The organism is Mycetohabitans endofungorum (assembly GCF_002927045.1).
GTDB classification, from domain to species: domain Bacteria; phylum Pseudomonadota; class Gammaproteobacteria; order Burkholderiales; family Burkholderiaceae; genus Mycetohabitans; species Mycetohabitans endofungorum.
The window spans coordinates 203508-222228 of sequence record NZ_PRDW01000004.1 but is presented as its reverse complement, the minus strand read 5'-3'; the positions used below and the strand labels follow the sequence as shown (position 1 = coordinate 222228).

Genomic DNA, 18721 nt, shown 5'->3' with positions numbered 1-18721 from the left:
CAAGCGCGTCGGGAAAAACCGCTCATCAGGGAGGGGACAGATTGGCTCAACTCGTGCATCGCGCGTTCAGCCCAGATGAGTCTGCCTCAATACATGAGTAGGACTATCCATGGCTGCCAAGCCGCGCATGATGCCACAATCCTGAACGGACCGCGCGCCGCGACACCGCTCGCGGAGCGCGCTCAATTGTGCGCGCAGCTGCTGCAGTTCGTCGATTCGCATGTTGACGTGCCGCAAATGCTCATCGACGAGCGCATCGATCGCGCCACAATCGCGCGCCGGGGCGTCCGCGGCCTGCAGCAACACGCGAATCTCGTCATGCGTCATGTCCAGTGCCCGGCAATTGCGCACGAAGCGCAAACGGTCCAAATGCGCTTCGCCGTATGCGCGGTAATTGGCGCCTGTGCGCGCCGCCACCGGCAGCAACCCTTCTTTCTCGTAGAAACGGACTGTTTCGGGCGTGCACCCGGCCCGCTTTGCCAATTCACCAATTTTCATCATTGTCCCGCATGGATCCACTTGACCTTGAAGTGACTTCAAGGTGTGTACTACAGCATAAATCACCTGAGGAGTCCAGCATGGTCGATCGCCACTTCGCCAGAGGCACACAAGCGACATCAGTCGATATCGAACATGAGCGCCGCCTGCAAGCGCCGTGCCATGCCCATACTGCCACCCGGGAGCACGACACCTGCTGTGCCGGCCCGCACACCGGCAACCGGTCGCACGCCGATATTTGCCATGCCGATGCCGTTGCGCAAGCAGCATACAGCCCAGATGCAGATTCGTCTTCGGCGGCGCGCGCGCGCGACGGCGACGAGATGGCCGCTACCGACACGGTACGCACGCGCATCCTTATTCGGCAAATGGACTGCCCGACCGAGGAAACGTTGATCCGCTCGAAGCTGCACACGATCGTTCCCGCCGAACGTCTCGAGTTCAACCTGTTGCAACGTATATTGACCGTTGAGCACCCGCGCGACGCGCTGGACGACATCGTCGCCGCGCTCGCCTCACTCGGCTTCACCCCCGAGGTACAACCGCACGACGATACGCGCACCGTGCCGCCGCCGGCGCATACGCATACAGCACGGCGCTGGCCGCTCGTGGCGGCCGGCATCGCCGCGCTGGCGGCTGAGGCGTTGACCTGGCTCGGTGCACCCGGCTGGATTACGGCGGCGCTCGCGGCGCTCGCCGTGCTCGGCGCCGGCCTGCGCACCTACCACAAAGGCTGGATCGCGATCCGCCACGGTAATCTGAACATCAACGCGTTGATGAGCGTCGCGGTGACCGGCGCCTTCGCGCTGGGCCAATGGCCGGAAGCCGCTATGGTGATGGTGCTGTTTACGATCGCCGAGCGCATCGAGGCTGCCTCGCTGGAGCGCGCACGACGTGCGATCGAGCGTCTGGTTGCGCTCGCGCCCGATAAAGCGACCGTGCAACAAGCCGACGGCAGTTGGCGCGTCGTAGACGCGCGCACCGTGCCAACCGGTGCACGGGTGCGCGTGAAGCCAGGCGAGCGGATTGCGCTTGATGGCTGTATCGTGTCCGGCCGCTCAGCGGTCGATCAAGCCTCGATCACCGGCGAGAGCCTGCCGGTGGACAAGCAGATCGGCGACGCGGTGTATGCTGGGACTCTCAACACATCGGGTTCTTTCGACTATCGCGTCACCTTCCCCGCCACGCAAAGCACGCTGGCCCGCATTGTGCAAGCGGTCGAGCAAGCGCAGGCGTCCAAGGCGCCGATCCAACGTTTTGTCGACCGCTTTGCGGGTGTGTACACGCCGGTCGTGTTGGCATTGGCGCTGCTGGTCGCGGCCGTGCCGCCGCTGCTTGGCCATGCCGCGTGGACGGCGTCGGTCTACAAAGCACTGGTGCTGCTGGTCATCGCCTGCCCATGCGCGCTAGTCATCTCTACCCCTGTCACGATTGTCAGCGCGCTGGCGGTCGCCGCCCGCCACGGCATCCTGGTCAAAGGCGGCCGCTACCTGGAACAAGGGCACCGCCTGGCATGGCTCGCACTGGACAAGACCGGCACCCTGACCGTGGGGCGTCCGCAGCAAACCGATTTTGAACCATGTGCGACAGTCGATGCCGCGCGCTGTCGCCAGTTGGCGACGAGCCTTGCCGCCCGCTCAGACCATCCTGTCTCCGCCGCGATCGCCGCCGCCGATGCCGCCGGCCCGCAACACTTGGTCGTCGATGACTTCGGCGCGCTGCCCGGGCGCGGCGTGCACGGCACTATCGACGGCGTGCGCTACTGGCTCGGCAACCGCCGCCTGGCTGAAACGCTCGGATGCCGCTATGCGAAGCTCGATGCGAAGCTGGACAGCCTGGAGCGGCAAGGTAAGACGGTCGTGATGCTCATGGACGAACGCCGCGTTCTCGCCTTGTTCGCGCTCGCCGACACCCTGAAGCCCACCAGTCGCGAGGCCGTCGCACAGTTGCATCGGCTCGGCGTGCGCACGCTCATCCTGAGTGGCGATAATCCGCATACTGCGCAGACCATCGCGGCCCAGGCCGGCATCGACGAGGTTCGCGGCAACCAATTGCCAGACGACAAGCGCCGCGCGATCGAGTCACTGACCGGAACACGTCATGCGGTGGGCATGGTGGGCGATGGTATCAACGACGCGCCTGCGCTCGCGCGCGCCGATATCGGCTTTGCCATGGGCGCATTAGGCGCTGGCGCCGCGATCGAGACCGCCGACGTCGCACTGATGGACGATGATCTGCGCAAGGTTGCCGTATTCATCCGGCTATCGAAGGCCACGCGTCGCATCCTAACGCAGAACATCGTTGTCGCGCTGGGGCTCAAGGGTGCATTTCTGGCGCTCACGCTGGCTGGCTACGGTACGATGTGGATGGCCGTATTCGCCGATGTCGGTGCAAGCCTGTTGGTCGTGGGCAACGGGCTCCGGCTGTTGCGTCGCTAGGCGGACTGCAATGCAGCTCCATTGACGCGGGGCTGCGACGCAATCTCATGGACGAGTCCCGCTGCCGCCCTCGCATTGCTCGACCGGGTGCATGATGCGGCCAGCCGCTGACGGCAATCCGCCGCGCGTGCGCCCGCTTTAGCGGCGGTATGGGGCGGATTCAGCATACAGTCGATCGAACTCTGCTGCGTAGGCGCTGGCCAGCGCCGGCGCACCACGGAACACGTTGAAATTCTCCGCGTTCTTGCGGTCACCCGCCCGGGTAAAGTTCATCGAACCAAACGCTACCACATCGTCCACCACGATGAACTTGTGGTGCATGATGGGATAGCGTGAGTCGATCCGCACGTCGATACCGGCATTAGCCAGATAGGTGGCCCCACTATATTTGCCAGTCTCGTTAGATTTGTCCAATACCACGCGCACCTGGACACCGCGCACACGGGCGTTGCGCAAGGCCTTTGCGATGTCGGGTGACGTGAATGAATAGCCGGCCAGCCAGACCCGGCGCTTGGCACCGTCGATCAGCGCCGCCGCGGCGGCGCCCGCTCCGCCATCCGGTGAGAAATACGTATCGACCGTCGCGTTCTGAATGCGCAGAGGCGCCGCTTCGGCAAGGGTTGGGGCGCACGCGAGGGCCACGAGACAATGGATCAGTACTTTCATGGGCGGCGATTTTAGCCGGATATCGATCGCGATATATCGTCCCACGAGAACTTCCTTTCGCATCCCAGTTCGGCTAAGCCCTACGACAAACGACTGCCGGTCCATGTACCTAGCGACCACGTTGGGCGAAATAGTTCATATAACGTTTAGTTAGCGATGCGGGGGCGGCATTCTGGTTTGCATTTCGTTGCCGACGGACATCACCGGAACCCGGCGCCCGGTTAGAGGCCCGGCTGCGCCGCGCATGCATTCTTACTTTGCACGGACCGGACATTCTCACGTTGCGCTGACAAATCCAACACCGCCTCCTTGTCTAGCATTTTCGATGCTGGTAAAATCCCCTGTTCTCGGAGAGATGGATGAGTGGTTTAAGTCGCACGCCTGGAAAGCGTGTATAGGTTAATAGCCTATCGGGGGTTCGAATCCCCCTCTCTCCGCCACCGACACATAATCGATTGATTTCCAAGGACGCTTTCAATCGGCTCTCGCCATGGTCTCCCCCATCTGGGATATCCGCACCATGAGAATCCCTGCCGCGTCGCAAGATCACGGCACGGCGTCTACGACTTCCGCATGCACTAACCGAGCACGGACGCCGCAAGGAGCGGCGTGTGTCCTTGAATATCAAGTTCAAGACGCTCTACGAGTACGGCAACTATCACTGGCCTTTCCCTGTTCTCCCGGACACATCGGCTAAGCTGATGCAATCCGAAGAGGACGGCTTGAGCCGGTGGTTTTCCTCAAGTTGCCGCAGGTGCCGTGTCTTCGACACTGAAGCTTCCCGCGCGCCAGACAGCACGCGCCGCAATGCTTTTCTTCGAGCGGAACGGCCGGGCTGCCCGGCCGAGCGGATTTGCTGCTGATATCTAGGATATGCGCACCGCTACGTATCAGATCCTCGCCTTTCGCCAGTGCCGCACGGGTTGAGTCATGGCGCTCCCGTCGAGGAATAAATCCGGTGTCACATTGACAATGCCCATCACCCTAGGCATTGCTAAGTCGATGTGGAAACGACCGACTTGCCCAATTGAAGAGTTCGATGCCATCGTGCACCGCTCAGTTCGCGGCCATGCGCAGGATGGGCTTCAGGGTGACCCCCTTGGTACTGTCTTCAGCGGCCTGATTGATCTGCTCCAGAGAATAGAATTTGACCAGGCGGTCGAATGGGAACCGGCCCTGCTGATAGAGCCTGACCAACTGAGGGATAAACACCTGAGGTACGCTGTCGCCCTCGACGATGCCACGGATGCTGCGCCCACCCAACAGCAAGTTGTTGACGTCGAAGCTGGCCCGGGTGCCAAGCTTTGGCGCGCCGACGATACCGATGGTACCCAAGCCACACAGCGCCTCGATGCCGGCTTCGAGCACTTCCGGCCTGCCAGTGGATTCGAGTGCGAAATCGGCGCCACTGCCGGTTATCTCGCGTACTGCCTCGACGATATTGGCCTCTCGACTGTTCACCGTGTGGGTAGCCCCTAGCTCCCTCGCCAGTGCCAACCGCGAAGACACGATATCAATGGCAATGATGGTGGTCGCACCTGCCACGCACGCGGCCATCACCGCGCTTAACCCCACCGCACCAGCGCCATAGGCGACAAAGCTGCTGCCCGGGAGCACCTTCATCGAATTGATCACCGCACCTGCGCCGGTCTGGATGCCGCATCCCAAGGGACCGAGCAACTCCAGCGGAGTATCGGTGGGCACCTTGATGGCGTTGTGCTCGCGCGCGAGCGCGTAGGTGGCAAAAGAGGACTGGGCGAAGAAATGATCGTGTAGCGGTTCGCCCTCGGATGTCTGCAGCGCGGTATGGCCGTGGGCATCGCTGCCGCCGAAGTTGAGCGGATAGAAATCCTTGCAGTAGGCTTTGTGGCCGCTGGCGCAAGGGTTGCAATGACCGCAGGCGCCGTAGGTCAGCACCACATGGTCACCGGCCTTCAAGTCCTTGACGTTCGGGCCGACCTGCTCGACGATCCCCGCGCCTTCATGGCCGAGTACCGCCGGCAACGGTACAGGATAGTACTGGTCACGCACGATTAGGTCGGTGTGGCACAGGCCAGTGGCAACCACGCGCACCAGAACTTCGTCCCCTTGTGGCCCCCGGATACGCGCCGGTTCGATGGTAAAAGGCTGTTGCGCAGCGCGTGCCACCGCCACCGTGATATCGTGCAAACCTGTCGACGCACTCATGGGCTAGTCCTCTTTAGAATGGGTAGCTTTTCCATAGGTGACAAATACCGCTGCTCAGTCAAGGCCGACAATGGCAGCGTCGAGTGCCTTCGCGGCCTGTATCGGATCAAAATATTCGCGCAGATGCACGATCTTGCCTGCCCGCGCATCCAAAAACACCACGTACTCCTGCCGGTATATCCGGCCGGTCGGTTTGACCAAGCCCTCGGCGCATACCTGCGCAACTGCCTGCTGGGGGTTCGCCCCAGCGACAATACGCAGATCAAAGAAACGGAAATCAGCGACCGCGCCAACGAACCAGGAGGCGTGGCTAAAAACCTCTTCCCGGCCGTTAAGCCGGGTCGGATGTCCGATACCAGCTGCGTAGGGCAATTCCCACACTATGTCGTCGGCAATCAGCTTCTGCCATGCAGCATTGTCGTCAACGAGCAAATGGAGGTGTTGCTGTAGCAATTCAGAGGCGGTGCTCATGGTATTTCCTGGATCAAAAGTTGATTAAATCTCGAAGCTGCCGATGGTCATGCCCTCAGCTCACCGATGCCCGCGGGGCTGACCAGCCGCGTGAGCAGCCCGTGCGGTTGGCCATGGGTGCGCAACGCAATCGGTCGACTTACCCGTTGCTGGACACTGTCTGGGGCGTGTTCCATGGACATCTCCTTCGGTCATGGCATGAGCAAAGATTAAATTCTTGACACCTTTCGTGAAAGCCTATATTTCTCGATAAAAGCCATCTAAGGAATCGATACATGCTGGACGGCGTATCCCTGGATCAGTTGCGCACCTTCATTGCCGCAGCAGACGAAGGCAGCTTCTCCGCCGCCGGCCGAAGGCTGCGCAGGGCGCAATCCGTCGTGAGCCAGACACTCGCAAACCTCGAAGAACAGATCGATGTGCAGTTGTTCGACCGGAGCAGCCGCTATCCGCGCTTAACCGAGCAAGGCACTGCGCTGCTTGCACAGGCACGCCTCGTTGTCAGCGGAATGGACGATTTCAAGTCGAAGGCGCGAGCCATTGCGCAGGGGCTTGAGCCCGAGCTGTCGGTCGTAGTGGACGTCATGTATCCGATGGCCTCGCTGACGGCCGCCGTTGGCGAGTTCCGCGATGCGTTTCCCCACACACCATTGCGGCTCTACGTGGAGGCGCTGGGCGCGGTGATGCGGCCGGTGCTCGAGCACGAGTGTCGGCTCGGTATCAGCGGTTCGATGCCGACCGTGCCCGAAACGGTGGATGCCGAAAAGCTGCTCGATGTCCCGATGGTCACTGTCGCTGCTCCAGCACATCCCTTGGCGTCGATCAAGCGGGTGATCCGACTGCGCGAGCTTAAAGAACACGTGCAGCTTGTGTTGACTGATCGTACGACGTTGACCGAGGGCAAAACGTTCGGCGTCCTGTCGCCGCTGATCTGGCGACTCGCCGATCTTGGTGCGAAGCACGCATTTCTGCGCGCAGGCTTCGGATGGGGGCACATGCCGGTGCCAATGGTGCATGACGATATCGTTTCCGGCGAGTTGGTACCGCTGCAAATCGAGAACTTTCAGCCACAAACCCCGCCGATCGCCATGTTTGCGATCTACCGCAAGGACACGCCACCGGGTTTCGCGGGCCGCTGGTTCCTTGATCGGCTCAAGCATTCTTCCAGCGTCGCGTGACATTCTCCCAGCGTCGCGTGACGCGAGTGGTGCTGCTCATCCGCCAAATAACGCCATCGCATCATGCGTTCGTGCAAGTCGAACATCTCGTCCTCCGCGCGAGCCCGCCGTCGCCTTGATGTCGGATTAGGCGACGTTCCGACCGGCTCCCGTCGATCACGGCCCGCTGCATTTCAAGGATAAACGTTTGCGCGAGGCCGATCGTCAGCACGGCGATTACGCACTCGATTCTTGCAAAGCGCGAAAGCCGTGATGCCGCGGACAGAGCACCACGCCGATCAACACTGGATCATGTCGCATCGTTACGCGAAAACCCATCGTCATAACGTTAGATCTGCCTTCGCCGGCTCGAGTCGTTATCGTCACGATGGGACCGGACTCGAGCAGACGGTAAATTTTTTAACTTGGCACTTCCTGTGCGTCAGATTCCTCCTACCGGGGCAGCGCCCGTCGCCGGGCACTGCCAAGCCGCGCTGCTTGCGCAGATGCACAAGCGCGTGTCGCAGGACGGTTAGCGGTGCAAACAGGTTGACCTCGAAGTGCTGTCGCACCTCGCCTCGCGAAGTGGCGGCGACACGGTTGCCGCGAACGAGGCGCAACCGGACGAGTCGCTGGCCGAGACCTATCGTTACTTGAGAGCCACGCTCATTCCACCATCCGCCATCACGACTGCGCCGACGATATAGCTGGCTTTGTCGGACGCCAGAAAGGCGATCACTTCGGCAATTTCGCGCGGCTGTGCCGCGCGTCTGATCGGCGCATTCTTGCCATGCTCGGCGAGGAATGCAGGGCCATCCTTGTGGATGTGGTTTGTGATATTCGTTACCGCGTCGCCGGACCCTATCGCATTGACGCGAATGCCGTGATCGATCGCCTCAAGCGACATGGCACGCGTCAACTGGGCTAATGCGCCTTTGGACGCTGCGTACGCAGCGATAAGCGGGAACGCCTGGTAGCACGCGTATGAACCCACGTTGACGATGGCGCCTGTGCGCGCCGGCATCATCGCGCGCATGGCCTCACGCGAGAACAGGAATGCGCCCGTGGAATTCACGGCCTGCACGCGGTTCCAGTCCTCGAGCGTCATGTCGACGACTAGTTTGTTGATGATGATCGCAGCATTGTTGACTAGAATGTCGAGCTTGCCAAACTGCTGCATTGCGGTGGACACCGCACGTACCGCACTTTCCTCGTGCGCGACGTCGGCAACGAGCGGGACGATTCCCGGCCTGGCCAACGCCTCGACATCGGCGCTCCGGTCGACGGCAATCACGCTGGCGCCTTGAGCATGCAACAGTTCCGTGGTGGCGAGCCCAATGCCGCTGGCGGCGCCGGTGACGATAGCGATCTTGCCGTCGAAAGACTGATTGGTGGAAGCTTGTGAAGTCATGAGAACACTCCTGATGGGATAGAAAGTTTAATGGGGACTGGCGGTCGGTCGCACCACGATCTCGCTGACGTCAACGTCAGCCGGCTGCTCGATCGCATAGGCCACGGCTTTCGAGGCGCGCGGAACGGACGAGGTAGCGGTTGCGGCGTCTTCCGGCACCTGAGTTGAACCGTGCAGCCGATAACCAATCTTATGAACCGCAGGCGCGGGCGCGAATACACGTGACGATGACGGTATTGCCTATTCTTATCAAAGTAGATGTGTGCCCATCGATCGGGTCAGTTACAATTCCTTCGCCTCAGCCGCCAGGAAAGAAGCCCTCGTGACAGTTGCCGACGATCCGATTTCCGTAAAGATGGTGAACCTGCTCGAGCGGCTGGCGCCGAACGAGGGATACACACAGTCTGCCCTGGAGAGCGTGCGGTTCATGCGATCTAACCGGCCGTTAGGACGTACGCCCGTGTTATATGAGCCGAGCATCGTGATCGTCTGCCAGGGGCGCAAGCTGGGGTTCCTCGGCGATCAGGTCTATGTTTACGATGCGCAGCATTACCTCGTCTTGTCGGTGCCATTGCCGTTCTCCACGGAAACCGAGGCGAGCGAGTCGGAGCCAATGCTGGCCGTATCGCTGCGGCTCGACTTGGCCGAATTGGCCGACCTCATTCTGACGATCGATCAGTCAAGTTGCTATCAGCAAGGAGCGCCGCTCGGAATCTTATCGACACCGTTGGACGGCGATTTGGCCGATGCCACCTTCCGCCTGCTTCGGGCATTGACGTCGCCCCTCGATGCACAGGTATTAGGGCCCGCGATCGTCCGTGAAATCTGCTATCGGGTACTAGTCGGGCAGCAAGGCGCGGCACTGAGGGCGGCACTCGCCCATCAGGGTCGATTTGGGAGAGTGGCGAAGGCGCTGCGCCGGATCCACGCCGACTATGCCCAGCCGTTGGATGTCAGCTCTCTCGCGAAGGAGGCTGGGATGAGCGTGCCAGCTTTCCATGCCAACTTTCGCGCCGCCACGCTCACCTCGCCGATTCAATATATCAAATCGACACGTTTGCATCAGGCTCGGCTGATGATGATCCGCGACGGCTTGACGGCTGCGTCCGCGTCTGCGCGCGTGGGCTACGAGAGTCCATCTCAGTTCAGCCGGGAGTTCAAGCGGTTTTTCGGGCGCTCGCCCGTCGATGAGGCGCGGGACATGCGAGCTTCGTTCGCACTGTCGCCTGCAACTCAACTCGACGTTTTCGCAGCGCCTAATTGACGGGAACGCCTATTTACGGACCAGGGTGCGAACGAAGGTCGATGGCATCTTTATAAATTGGCCTGGAGGTACCTCAGGCGTTCCCACGCTGGAACCGGACAACCTTGCCAATTCGGCCTGTTGACAGGTGCCCATTTCGAGCCAGCATCGCGACATTCGCGAATCCTTTACTAGCGGCAGAAGTGGGTCGCTAGCACGCATCGATCAACCCCGATATCTGGACCGACTATGCTCATTTCCTCCCTTCACACTAGGAGATCACGGTGTCAGGTATTCACTGGATTTACTGGTAATCCTCCGGCCGTACGGGCCTTCACCGCCAGCTCGGCATAGTGGCGAGCCGCTTCGGTATCGAATGTCAACACGCGGTCACCGAACAGCTCGAGCAAGCCGTCCAAGGCTTCGCCCAGGCCCTTCTTGCGCCTCCCGTCCGGAAGCGTGCCGATGTCAAACAGCAGCTCGGCCAGCGTCACACTGGAGAGGTAAAGGGTTTCCACCACCTGCTCATTCAACCAGGCCCGCACGGCCGGATCGGGTTCGGGTTTCATCGCTTCGGAGACGACATTCGTGTCCAAGACGATCATTCAAACCCCAACGGCTCCGCCGGGATCTTGTCGCGCACCTGGTCCAACAGTGCAAAATCATCGTTCGTTAACCCCACGCGGCGGCCAAGCTCCGCCAGCGCGTCGCCCATGCGAACGCGCTTTTCCGACTTCACCGCACTTTCAAGAATCTCGCGGACCTCCGCCTCTGTGCTGCGGCCATGCACGGCGGCCCGCAGGTGCAGAGCGCGGTGCACCTCGTCAGGCACATTCCGCACCGTCAGGATGGCCATAGTCAAAACCTTTTATTCGCTTTCATTGACTGCAAATATATTCTAATGACTTCAACTTGCAAGCATCACGCATGGCATCAGAAACAACCAGTGCCATCAACTACGCCATAAAAAATGGTGCTTAGCAATGCTCAAAATTGCCAAGCCATACCAGTCCGAAAACAAAAGCCCGCAGTTACGCGGGCTCAGCTGTGTTTCGTCGCTGTAGCTACCAGTCGGTGCCAGACGCCATATCACTCCCACTCAATCGTCGCCGGCGGCTTACCCGAAATATCGTACACCACGCGATTGATACCCCGCACCTCATTAATGATGCGATTCGACACACGCCCAAGCAATTCATGCGGCAAATGTGCCCAATGCGCGGTCATGAAATCGTGCGTCTGCACCGCGCGCAACGCGACGACATAGTCATACGTGCGGCCATCGCCCATCACGCCGACGCTGCGCACCGGCAGAAAGACCGCAAACGCTTGGCTGGTCAACTCATACCACGACTTGCCGCTATCCTGATCCATCGTCGTGCGCAACGTTTCGATGAAGATCGCATCGGCTTTGCGCAGCAGATCGGCGAACTCGCGCTTGACCTCGCCCAGGATCCGCACGCCCAGCCCCGGCCCGGGGAATGGATGCCGATACACCATCGACGGCGGCAAGCCGAGCTTCACGCCAAGCTCGCGCACCTCGTCTTTGAACAACTCGCGCAGCGGCTCGAGCAGTTTCAGATTCAGCGTTTCCGGTAATCCGCCCACGTTGTGGTGGCTCTTGATCGTATGCGCGCCTTTCTTGCCTTTGCCAGCCGACTCGATCACATCTGGATAGATCGTGCCTTGCGCGAGCCATTTCGCGTCGGTCAGCTTGCGAGCCTCGCTCTGGAACACCTCGACGAATTCCGCACCGATGATCTTGCGCTTGTGCTCCGGATCAGTCACGCCGGCCAGCTTGCTCATGAATGCGTCGCTGGCGTCAACGTGAATCACCTTTACCCCGAGATGCCGGCCGAACGTCTCCATGACCTGCTCCGCTTCGTGGAGCCGCAGCAAGCCGTGGTCGACGAACACGCACGTCAACTGGTCGCCGATCGCACGGTGTAGCAATGCCGCCGCAACCGACGAATCAACGCCACCAGACAATCCGAGGATCACCCGCTCGTTACCAACCTGCGCGCGGATCTGCTCTACCGCCTCGGCAATGTAGTGCCCCATTTCCCAATCCGGCTTCGCGCCGCACAACTCGAGCACGAACCGGTTCAGCATGTCACGGCCCTTGATCGTATGCGTGACTTCCGGATGCCACTGCAACCCGTAGAACCGGCGATCCTCATCGGCCATCGCCGCAATCGGGCATGACTCGGTCGACGCCATGAGCTTGAAGCCGGGCGGCATCTCGACCACCTTGTCACCGTGGCTCATCCAAACCTTCAGCATGCCATGGCCTTCCGGCGTCGTGAAATCCTCGATCGCCTCCAGCAGCTTCGTATGGTTGCGCGCACGTACCTCGGCGTAGCCGAACTCGCGCACATGACCGAGTTCGACCTTGCCGCCGAGTTGCAACGCCATCGCCTGCATGCCGTAACAAATACCCAATACCGGCACGCCTAGATTAAACACGGCCTGCGGCACGCGTGGCGTATCCGTGTCGGTGACCGAACTTGGACCGCCGGACAAGATCACGCCCTTCGGCTTGAATTCGCGCACGAATGCGTCATCGACATCGTAGGGATGAACCTCGGAGTAGACATGCGCCTCGCGCACACGGCGCGCGATCAACTGCGTGACCTGGGAGCCAAAGTCGAGGATCAGGATCTTGTCATGCATGGCAATGGGTGAATCTCAATAGAGTGAAAACGGGACAAACCGCGCTGTACGCGGACCCGACGGCAGCACGACGCGCCATGCGGCGGGAGGCGCGCTCCAAGCGGGTATTGAGGCGCCGTTCAACCGCGATCCGTGTCATCGTCGCCGCGCACCAGCGGCTCACGACGTCCGTCGGCGCCGGGGCCGGCCGCGGGTATCGACGTGGCGGATGGCGATGCATTGGGTGCCGACGCACCGGACTGCGTCGTCGCGGGCGTCGCCGGCGCCCGGCCAGCTGGTTCCGCCGGACTAGTCGGCACGTCTGCGGCCTGAGCCGGTGTCATCGTCGCCATCGCGGCGGCACGTTTGCGCGCACGCTCCGCGGAGGCTGCACCCTGCGCGGCCGCCCAGTCGCGCCGCCGTACCGCGGCGGCCAGCCGGACGTTGATCAGCCCATACAGCAGCAACGCGACACCTACCAGCGGCCCGATCCACAGACCGAGGCCGACCAACGACGGCGAGCGCACCGCGACCAACCAGACGAGCATCAGTACGCCGCAAGCCCACAGCGCGTGGCCACTGGCGCCGGCAACCGGGGCGGTCAGCGCGCCATGAACCGCCGCGCGCAATTGCAATCCGGCCAGCGCCAACAGCACGATGCCGAATAACTGTCCCACCATCGCCGGCGACACTTGCACCAACTGCAGCGTGTCGTACAGCGACCGCCACGGCGTCGCGACCATCAACAGACCAAATGCCGCTGTCACCAGCGCATCGACGATCAGTACCGCACGCAACAGGGCTTTCATAAGTCCGCTCAATCGACGTGGTAGTTCGGTGCTTCCTTCGTGATCTGCACGTCATGCACGTGCGATTCGCGCACACCGGCCGCCGTGATCTCGACGAACGCGGCTTTCTCGTGCAACTCCTCGATCGTGCGGCAACCACAGTAGCCCATGCTTGCGCGCACCCCGCCAATTAATTGGAACAGAATCGCATTGACGCCACCCTTGTACGCGACACGGCCTTCAATCCCTTCCGGCACCAGCTTGTCGACGTTGGCCGAATTGTCTTCCTGAAAGTAGCGGTCCGCCGCGCCATCTTTCATGGCGCCAACCGAACCCATGCCGCGATACGATTTGTATTGGCGCCCCTGGAACAGGAATATGTCGCCGGGCGATTCCTCGGTGCCGGCCAGCATGCTGCCCATCATCACCGCGTCGGCGCCCGCGGCCAGCGCCTTCGATACATCCCCGGAGTAGCGCACGCCACCGTCGGCGATCACTGGCACGCCGCTGCCCCGCAGCGCGTCAGCCACGTTCGCGATCGCGGTGATCTGCGGCACGCCGACGCCCGCGACGATCCGCGTGGTGCAGATCGAACCCGGGCCGATGCCAACCTTTACGCCGTCGGCGCCGTGCTCAACCAACGCCTTGGCGGCTTCGGCAGTCGCAATGTTGCCGCCAATCACATCGATATGCGGAAAATGCTGCTTGACCCAGCGCACCCGTTCTAGCACGCCCTGACTGTGCCCGTGCGCGGTGTCAACGACGATCACGTCGACACCCGCCGCCGCCAGCGCCTCGACGCGCGCCACGTTCTCCGGACCGACGCCGACGGCAGCACCGACCCGCAGCTTGCCATGCTCGTCCTTGCAGGCATCCGGATGCTCGGTCGCCTTCGTGATGTCCTTGACTGTCATTAATCCGCGCAGCTCGAACGCCTCATTGACGACCAACACACGCTCCAGGCGGTGGCGGTGCATGAGCGCCTTGGCTTGCGCGAGCGACGTCCCCTCGCTGACCGTGACCAGCCGCTCACGCGGCGTCATGATTGCGCGCACCGGCTCGTCCAGCCGCTCCTCGAAGCGCAAGTCGCGGTTCGTCACGATGCCGATAAGTTTCGCGCCGTCAACGACCGGGAAGCCGGAAATGCCATGCTGGCGCGACAGCGCAATCACGTCGTGCACCTTCATATCGGGTGGCACGGTGATCGGATCCCGCAGCACGCCGGACTCGAACCGCTTGACCTTCGCGACTTCACGCGCCTGTTCGGCCGGCGTCAGGTTCTTGTGCACGATGCCGATTCCACCCTGCTGCGCCATCGCAATCGCAAGCCGTCCTTCGGTCACCGTGTCCATCGCCGCCGAAATCAGCGGCATGTTCAGGGAGATATTGCGAGTCACGCGGGTTTTGAGACTGGTATCGCGCGGCAGTACGTTCGAGTACGCCGGCACGAGGAGCACGTCATCGAATGTGAGTGCTTTTTGGATCAGACGCATGGCAAATCCTATAGGCGCAAAATCGGATTATACCGATAGTTACCTGGATTTTCACTGTCCGAACAGCCAGTTACAAATGTGTCCCCATTTTTTATCCTGCGCCGACGTGAGCGTTGCGCCGATTGCAGGATTCGACAAGCATAACGAAAGGACCGCGTGCTATGCTGCGCGCCTTTGATTGCCGCCATGCCCGCCGCCTCGCGCCCGCCGCTTTGCACGCGCCGCTGGGATGCAGCGTGGCAAACGTGCGCAACCGGACACGGCACGGCGCAGCCAACAATGACAGGGGAGTCGGCAATGCAACGTGGGGTGATGTACGGCCTGCTGGCGGGCGCGATGTGGGGCTTCGTATTTCTCGGCCCGCGCCTGCTGCCGGACTTTTCGCCGTTGCTGCTGGCCGCTGGACGCTATCTATTGTACGGCCTGGTGTCGGTCGCGGTCGCGCTGCCCAACGCACGTCGGCTGCTGTCCAAGCTCACGCGCGCGGATCTCATGGCGCTCACCTGGCTCGCGCTCGCAGGTAACATCGTCTATTACATCCTGGTCGCCGCAGCGGTACAGCTGGTCGGCGTCGCGCCATCGTCGCTGATCGTTGGCGTGCTGCCGCTGACCGTCACGCTGGCCGGACGCGCTGATCACGACGCGGTTCCACTGCGGCGGCTTGCGCTTGCGCTTGTGATGATTGCCGCCGGCATCGCTTGCATCAACATCGACGTATTCACGGCATCGGCCGCCACGCACGGCACGATCGCGAGCCGGATCGCCGGCGTGCTGTGCGCCGCGGGCGCCCTGACGGCGTGGACCTGGTTCGCCGTCGCTAATGCGCGCTATCTGCGCAAGTCAGGACATTTCGGCGGCAACGAATGGTCGATTGCATCGGGCATTGTCACCGGCGTGCTCGGCGCGCTGTTATGGGCCGTACTGCTGCTGGTGCCGGGCGGCGCAGTCGGGCGGCCGGCGCTCGATGCCGAACGCTGGCAACTGTTTTGGGCGCTCAACCTAGCCATCGCCACCGGCTGTTCATGGTGGGGCAATGCGTTGTGGAACGCTGCGGCGAAACGCGTGCCCTTGACGCTGTCGGGCCAGTTGATCGTGTTCGAGACGCTGTTCGCGCTCGTGTACGGGTTCATTTACGCGCAACGCTGGCCGCGCGTGCTCGAATGGGGCGCGATCGTGCTGCTGGTTGCGGGCGTGAGCTGGTCAGTACGCCAGCACGCGAGTCAGCCGTCGCGTCCCGGCAAGTCGCGGCACGCGATCGAGGAAAACGCGCAATTCTCGACGCACTGACGTGCCGACCGCCGCCGACGGGAGCGCATCATACGCGGCGCGCTTCAGCGCGCGTCTTTCGCGCGCCATTTGCGTCCTTCGAGCGAACCGCTGTGGCGGGCCTTGTCGACGCGGCGCTGCCGCGCAAGCTTCGGATCGACGGTCAACGGTCGATAGATCTCGACGCGATCACCATGCTCGAGTGCCGAGTCCAGCGCGCGGATGCGTCCGAACACACCGACGCGCTGCTGGGCCAGGTCGATCTGCGGATGCATCGCGACGATCCCGCTGGCCTCGATGGCCTCACGCAGCGTCGCGCCGATCGGCAGTCGCAAATCGACGAGCGTTTGGGTGTCGGGCAGCGCATAACAAACTTGCACCTCGAGCATGGCCCCGGCGCCGGTGCCTAACGCCGCCGGATCAACGCTTGCCATAGCGCTCTCCTGCCCGCTTGACGAACGATTCGACGAACGTGTTCGCGATGTGATTGAACACCGGTCCGATCAGTTTCTCCAAGATGATGCTGGAAAACTCATAGTGCAACGCGAACTCGATCTTGCACGCATCGTCCCGCAGCGGGATAAAGTTCCAATAGCCAGTGAACCGCTTGAAAGGCCCTTCGGTGAACTCCATATCGATCCGCTCCGGACGCCGTTGCTTGTTATGCGTGGCGAAATGCTGATGAATACCCTTGAAGCGAATGTCGATCCGTGCTTCCATGCTTGTCTCGTCCTGGTGCCGGATCTCGACGTCGCCGCACCAAGGCAGAAAGTTTGGGTAGTCGGCAACGTCAGTCACAAGGTCGAACATGCGTTCGGCGGAATAACGAATCAGGACGGTTTTCTGGACGTCTGCCATAAAAGGGCATCGAGGAGACGCGTGGCGCCGCGCGCGTCGCGGCGAGCCAGAGGCACGCGCGGACGCGACACGGCCTTCGGCGCCGGGTCGCTTTGCTAAAATCGTAATTTTATCTGAGTTGGTCAAACCCATTCATGAGCATCATCGACAACAAGAAAGCATTCTTCGATTACTTCATCGAGGAACGCTACGAGGCGGGGCTCGTGCTTGAGGGCTGGGAGGTCAAAGCACTGCGCGCCGGGCGCGGCCAGATCAAAGAGGGCTACGTTGTCATACGCAACGGCGAACTGTTCCTGATCGGCACGCACATCAGCCCGTTGCAGACCGCCTCGACGCACGTGCACGCGGATCCGGTCCGCACGCGCAAATTGCTGCTCAACGCCGATGAGATCCGCAAGCTGATCGGCAAGGTCGAACAGCGCGGCTACACGCTGGTGCCACTGAACTTCCACTACAAGAATGGACGGGTGAAGTGCGAAATCGGCCTGGCCCGGGGTAAGAAGCTGCATGATAAGCGCGAAACTGAAAAGAAGCGCGACTGGCAACGCGAGAAGGCACAACTGCTGAAAAACACGACGCGCTAGCGGCGTAACACCGCGACGCTGCTCGCCCCCACATGTGACAACATGACGCGTGCGCCTGGCGGCTTGGCCGACACCCCGCTTCGGTTACACATCACGCTTGGCGTGCACGATGCTCAGCGCGGAGGCGATCATCGTGCTCATGTCGGCCAGATTAGCCGGGACAATCAGTGTATTGCCTTGCTTAGCCAGGTTGCTAAAAGCACTGACATACTGTTCGGCAACTTTCAGGTTCACCGCGTCCATGCCGCCACGTGACTGAATGGCGTCGGCGATTTGCTGGATCGCCTGCGCATTGGCCTCGGCCACCGCGAGAATGGCGGCAGCCTGTCCCTGGGCCTGGTTGATCGCGGCCTGTTTCTCTCCTTCGGATTTCTGGATCGCCGCCTCGCGCGCGCCAGACGCCAAGTTGATCTGCTCCTGCTTGCGGCCTTCGGACGCTGCGATCAGCGCTCGCTTCTCGCGCTCGGCCGTAATCTGCGCCTGCATCGCACGCAGGATTTCATTGGGCGGCGTCAGATCCTTGATTTCGTAGCGCAGCACCTTCACGCCCCAGTTCGCTGCCGCATCGTCGAGCGCCGACACGATGCTGTGGTTGATCAAATCGCGTTCCTCGAACGTCTTGTCCAGTTCCATCTTGCCAATGACCGAGCGTAACGTCGTCTGCGCAAGCTGCGTAATCGCCATCACGTAGTTCGCCGAACCGTACGAGGCCTTCATCGGATCGGTAACCTGAAAGTACAGTACGCCATCGACCTGCAGTTGCGTGTTGTCGCGCGTGATGCAGACCTGCGACGGCACGTCGAGCGGGATCTCCTTGAGCGAATGCTTGTACGCGACGCGATCGACGAATGGCAGCACGATGTTCAGGCCCGGCGTCAGCGTCGCATGATAGCGGCCGAGCCTCTCGAGCACCCACGCATGCTGCTGAGGCGTGATCTTCACGCATTGCGTCGCGATCACCACCACGACAACGAACAAAACCAGTGCGACAATCGAAAGTTCCATGGCG

18 protein-coding genes, 1 tRNA gene and 3 pseudogenes are annotated in these 18721 nt (G+C 61.5%); 6 read left to right on the top strand and 16 right to left on the bottom strand.

Annotated features, from left to right (window positions below; genetic code table 11):
- Positions 1–66 precede the first annotated feature (66 nt).
- The gene (gene cadR, locus B0O95_RS05800; protein WP_104077109.1) at positions 67–498 is read right to left on the bottom strand and encodes a Cd(II)/Pb(II)-responsive transcriptional regulator; all 432 of its coding nucleotides are present in this window, start codon (positions 496–498) and stop codon (positions 67–69) included.
- 80 nt (positions 499–578) lie between these two features.
- Between cadR and B0O95_RS05795 the strand changes: the two genes are divergently transcribed.
- Positions 579–2936 carry a heavy metal translocating P-type ATPase gene (locus B0O95_RS05795; RefSeq protein ID WP_370641760.1) on the top strand — a complete coding sequence of 786 codons (2358 nt, stop codon included), beginning with the start codon at positions 579–581 and terminating at the stop codon, positions 2934–2936.
- Positions 2937–3074: 138 nt separating this feature from the next.
- Here B0O95_RS05795 and B0O95_RS05790 read toward each other — a convergent pair whose 3' ends face one another.
- On the bottom strand, positions 3075–3707 hold the full coding sequence (locus B0O95_RS05790; protein WP_370641759.1) for a phospholipase D-like domain-containing protein: 633 nt from the start codon (positions 3705–3707) through the stop codon (positions 3075–3077).
- Positions 3708–3951: 244 nt separating this feature from the next.
- Between B0O95_RS05790 and B0O95_RS05785 the strand changes: the two genes are divergently transcribed.
- Positions 3952–4042: transfer RNA gene (locus tag B0O95_RS05785), tRNA-Ser, on the top strand.
- A 370-nt stretch (positions 4043–4412) separates the two neighbouring features.
- Here B0O95_RS05785 and B0O95_RS15365 read toward each other — a convergent pair.
- The 4 genes and pseudogenes from B0O95_RS15365 to B0O95_RS16905 all read right to left on the bottom strand — a co-directional run.
- Positions 4413–4648: pseudogene (locus B0O95_RS15365) on the bottom strand (dihydropteroate synthase); the annotation flags it as partial.
- Positions 4649–4658: 10 nt separating this feature from the next.
- Positions 4659–5789 carry an NAD(P)-dependent alcohol dehydrogenase gene (locus B0O95_RS05775; RefSeq protein WP_104077032.1) on the bottom strand — a complete coding sequence of 377 codons (1131 nt, stop codon included), beginning with the start codon at positions 5787–5789 and terminating at the stop codon, positions 4659–4661.
- 54 nt (positions 5790–5843) lie between these two features.
- Positions 5844–6260, bottom strand: coding sequence for a nuclear transport factor 2 family protein (locus B0O95_RS05770; RefSeq protein WP_104077031.1), 417 nt, complete (start codon positions 6258–6260; stop codon positions 5844–5846).
- A gap of 47 nt (positions 6261–6307) precedes the next feature.
- On the bottom strand, positions 6308–6436 hold the full coding sequence (locus tag B0O95_RS16905) for a hypothetical protein (RefSeq protein WP_255779243.1): 129 nt from the start codon (positions 6434–6436) through the stop codon (positions 6308–6310).
- Positions 6437–6535: 99 nt separating this feature from the next.
- Between B0O95_RS16905 and B0O95_RS05765 the strand changes: the two genes are divergently transcribed.
- Entirely contained in the window at positions 6536–7438 is a 903-nt protein-coding gene (locus tag B0O95_RS05765; protein WP_104077030.1) for a LysR family transcriptional regulator, read from the top strand.
- Positions 7439–8066: 628 nt separating this feature from the next.
- On the opposite strand, the gene B0O95_RS05750 is transcribed toward B0O95_RS05765, so the two are convergent.
- Together B0O95_RS05750 and B0O95_RS16410 are read right to left on the bottom strand one after the other, a co-directional pair.
- Positions 8067–8828: an SDR family NAD(P)-dependent oxidoreductase gene (locus B0O95_RS05750; protein WP_104077028.1), complete on the bottom strand. Its 762-nt coding sequence runs from the start codon at positions 8826–8828 to the stop codon at positions 8067–8069.
- A 27-nt stretch (positions 8829–8855) separates the two neighbouring features.
- Positions 8856–8942, bottom strand: a pseudogene (locus tag B0O95_RS16410) (oxidoreductase); the annotation flags it as partial.
- Between the two features lie 241 nt (positions 8943–9183).
- Here B0O95_RS16410 and B0O95_RS05740 point away from each other — a divergent pair.
- A complete protein-coding gene (locus B0O95_RS05740; RefSeq protein ID WP_199180440.1) occupies positions 9184–10092 on the top strand; it encodes an AraC family transcriptional regulator in 909 nt (302 codons plus the stop codon).
- Between the two features lie 287 nt (positions 10093–10379).
- Here B0O95_RS05740 and B0O95_RS05735 read toward each other — a convergent pair.
- The 5 genes and pseudogenes from B0O95_RS05735 to guaB all read right to left on the bottom strand — a co-directional run.
- A pseudogene (locus tag B0O95_RS05735) lies at positions 10380–10676 on the bottom strand (PIN domain-containing protein); the annotation flags it as partial.
- Positions 10673–10927: a FitA-like ribbon-helix-helix domain-containing protein gene (locus B0O95_RS05730; protein WP_104077026.1), complete on the bottom strand. Its 255-nt coding sequence runs from the start codon at positions 10925–10927 to the stop codon at positions 10673–10675. The gene B0O95_RS05730 and the pseudogene B0O95_RS05735, both read right to left, overlap by 4 nt.
- A gap of 233 nt (positions 10928–11160) precedes the next feature.
- Positions 11161–12744 carry a glutamine-hydrolyzing GMP synthase gene (gene guaA / locus B0O95_RS05725; protein WP_104077025.1) on the bottom strand — a complete coding sequence of 528 codons (1584 nt, stop codon included), beginning with the start codon at positions 12742–12744 and terminating at the stop codon, positions 11161–11163.
- 119 nt (positions 12745–12863) lie between these two features.
- Complete coding sequence (locus tag B0O95_RS05720; RefSeq protein ID WP_104077024.1) at positions 12864–13532, bottom strand: hypothetical protein; 669 nt, start codon at positions 13530–13532, stop codon at positions 12864–12866.
- 8 nt (positions 13533–13540) lie between these two features.
- Positions 13541–15004, bottom strand: a complete 1464-nt coding sequence (guaB, locus tag B0O95_RS05715; RefSeq protein WP_104077023.1) for an IMP dehydrogenase — start codon at positions 15002–15004, stop codon at positions 13541–13543.
- A 297-nt stretch (positions 15005–15301) separates the two neighbouring features.
- Between guaB and B0O95_RS05710 the strand changes: the two genes are divergently transcribed.
- A complete protein-coding gene (locus tag B0O95_RS05710; protein WP_104077022.1) occupies positions 15302–16291 on the top strand; it encodes a DMT family transporter in 990 nt (329 codons plus the stop codon).
- 44 nt (positions 16292–16335) lie between these two features.
- Here the strand turns inward: B0O95_RS05710 and B0O95_RS05705 are convergent, their stop codons facing one another.
- On the bottom strand, positions 16336–16659 hold the full coding sequence (locus tag B0O95_RS05705) for an RnfH family protein (protein ID WP_104077107.1): 324 nt from the start codon (positions 16657–16659) through the stop codon (positions 16336–16338).
- A gap of 31 nt (positions 16660–16690) precedes the next feature.
- Positions 16691–17128, bottom strand: coding sequence for a type II toxin-antitoxin system RatA family toxin (locus tag B0O95_RS05700; RefSeq protein WP_104077021.1), 438 nt, complete (start codon positions 17126–17128; stop codon positions 16691–16693).
- A 134-nt stretch (positions 17129–17262) separates the two neighbouring features.
- On the opposite strand from B0O95_RS05700, the gene smpB reads away from it, so the two are divergent.
- A complete protein-coding gene (gene smpB, locus B0O95_RS05695) occupies positions 17263–17712 on the top strand; it encodes an SsrA-binding protein SmpB (protein ID WP_013435278.1) in 450 nt (149 codons plus the stop codon).
- 84 nt (positions 17713–17796) lie between these two features.
- Here smpB and B0O95_RS05690 read toward each other — a convergent pair whose 3' ends face one another.
- Positions 17797–18717, bottom strand: a complete 921-nt coding sequence (locus B0O95_RS05690; protein WP_104077020.1) for an SPFH domain-containing protein — start codon at positions 18715–18717, stop codon at positions 17797–17799.
- Between the last annotated feature and the right edge of the window lie 4 nt (positions 18718–18721).

Coding starts and splice junctions, on each gene's coding strand:
- cadR (WP_104077109.1), bottom strand. CDS start 498: ATGAAAATTGGTGAATTGGCAAAGCGGGCCGGGTGCACGCCCGAAACA.
- B0O95_RS05795 (WP_370641760.1), top strand. CDS start 579: ATGGTCGATCGCCACTTCGCCAGAGGCACACAAGCGACATCAGTCGAT.
- B0O95_RS05790 (WP_370641759.1), bottom strand. CDS start 3,707: ATGGACCGGCAGTCGTTTGTCGTAGGGCTTAGCCGAACTGGGATGCGA.
- B0O95_RS05775 (WP_104077032.1), bottom strand. CDS start 5,789: ATGAGTGCGTCGACAGGTTTGCACGATATCACGGTGGCGGTGGCACGC.
- B0O95_RS05770 (WP_104077031.1), bottom strand. CDS start 6,260: ATGAGCACCGCCTCTGAATTGCTACAGCAACACCTCCATTTGCTCGTT.
- B0O95_RS16905 (WP_255779243.1), bottom strand. CDS start 6,436: ATGGAACACGCCCCAGACAGTGTCCAGCAACGGGTAAGTCGACCGATT.
- B0O95_RS05765 (WP_104077030.1), top strand. CDS start 6,536: ATGCTGGACGGCGTATCCCTGGATCAGTTGCGCACCTTCATTGCCGCA.
- B0O95_RS05750 (WP_104077028.1), bottom strand. CDS start 8,828: ATGACTTCACAAGCTTCCACCAATCAGTCTTTCGACGGCAAGATCGCT.
- B0O95_RS05740 (WP_199180440.1), top strand. CDS start 9,184: ATGGTGAACCTGCTCGAGCGGCTGGCGCCGAACGAGGGATACACACAG.
- B0O95_RS05730 (WP_104077026.1), bottom strand. CDS start 10,927: ATGGCCATCCTGACGGTGCGGAATGTGCCTGACGAGGTGCACCGCGCT.
- guaA (WP_104077025.1), bottom strand. CDS start 12,744: ATGCATGACAAGATCCTGATCCTCGACTTTGGCTCCCAGGTCACGCAG.
- B0O95_RS05720 (WP_104077024.1), bottom strand. CDS start 13,532: ATGAAAGCCCTGTTGCGTGCGGTACTGATCGTCGATGCGCTGGTGACA.
- guaB (WP_104077023.1), bottom strand. CDS start 15,004: ATGCGTCTGATCCAAAAAGCACTCACATTCGATGACGTGCTCCTCGTG.
- B0O95_RS05710 (WP_104077022.1), top strand. CDS start 15,302: ATGCAACGTGGGGTGATGTACGGCCTGCTGGCGGGCGCGATGTGGGGC.
- B0O95_RS05705 (WP_104077107.1), bottom strand. CDS start 16,659: ATGCTCGAGGTGCAAGTTTGTTATGCGCTGCCCGACACCCAAACGCTC.
- B0O95_RS05700 (WP_104077021.1), bottom strand. CDS start 17,128: ATGGCAGACGTCCAGAAAACCGTCCTGATTCGTTATTCCGCCGAACGC.
- smpB (WP_013435278.1), top strand. CDS start 17,263: ATGAGCATCATCGACAACAAGAAAGCATTCTTCGATTACTTCATCGAG.
- B0O95_RS05690 (WP_104077020.1), bottom strand. CDS start 18,717: ATGGAACTTTCGATTGTCGCACTGGTTTTGTTCGTTGTCGTGGTGGTG.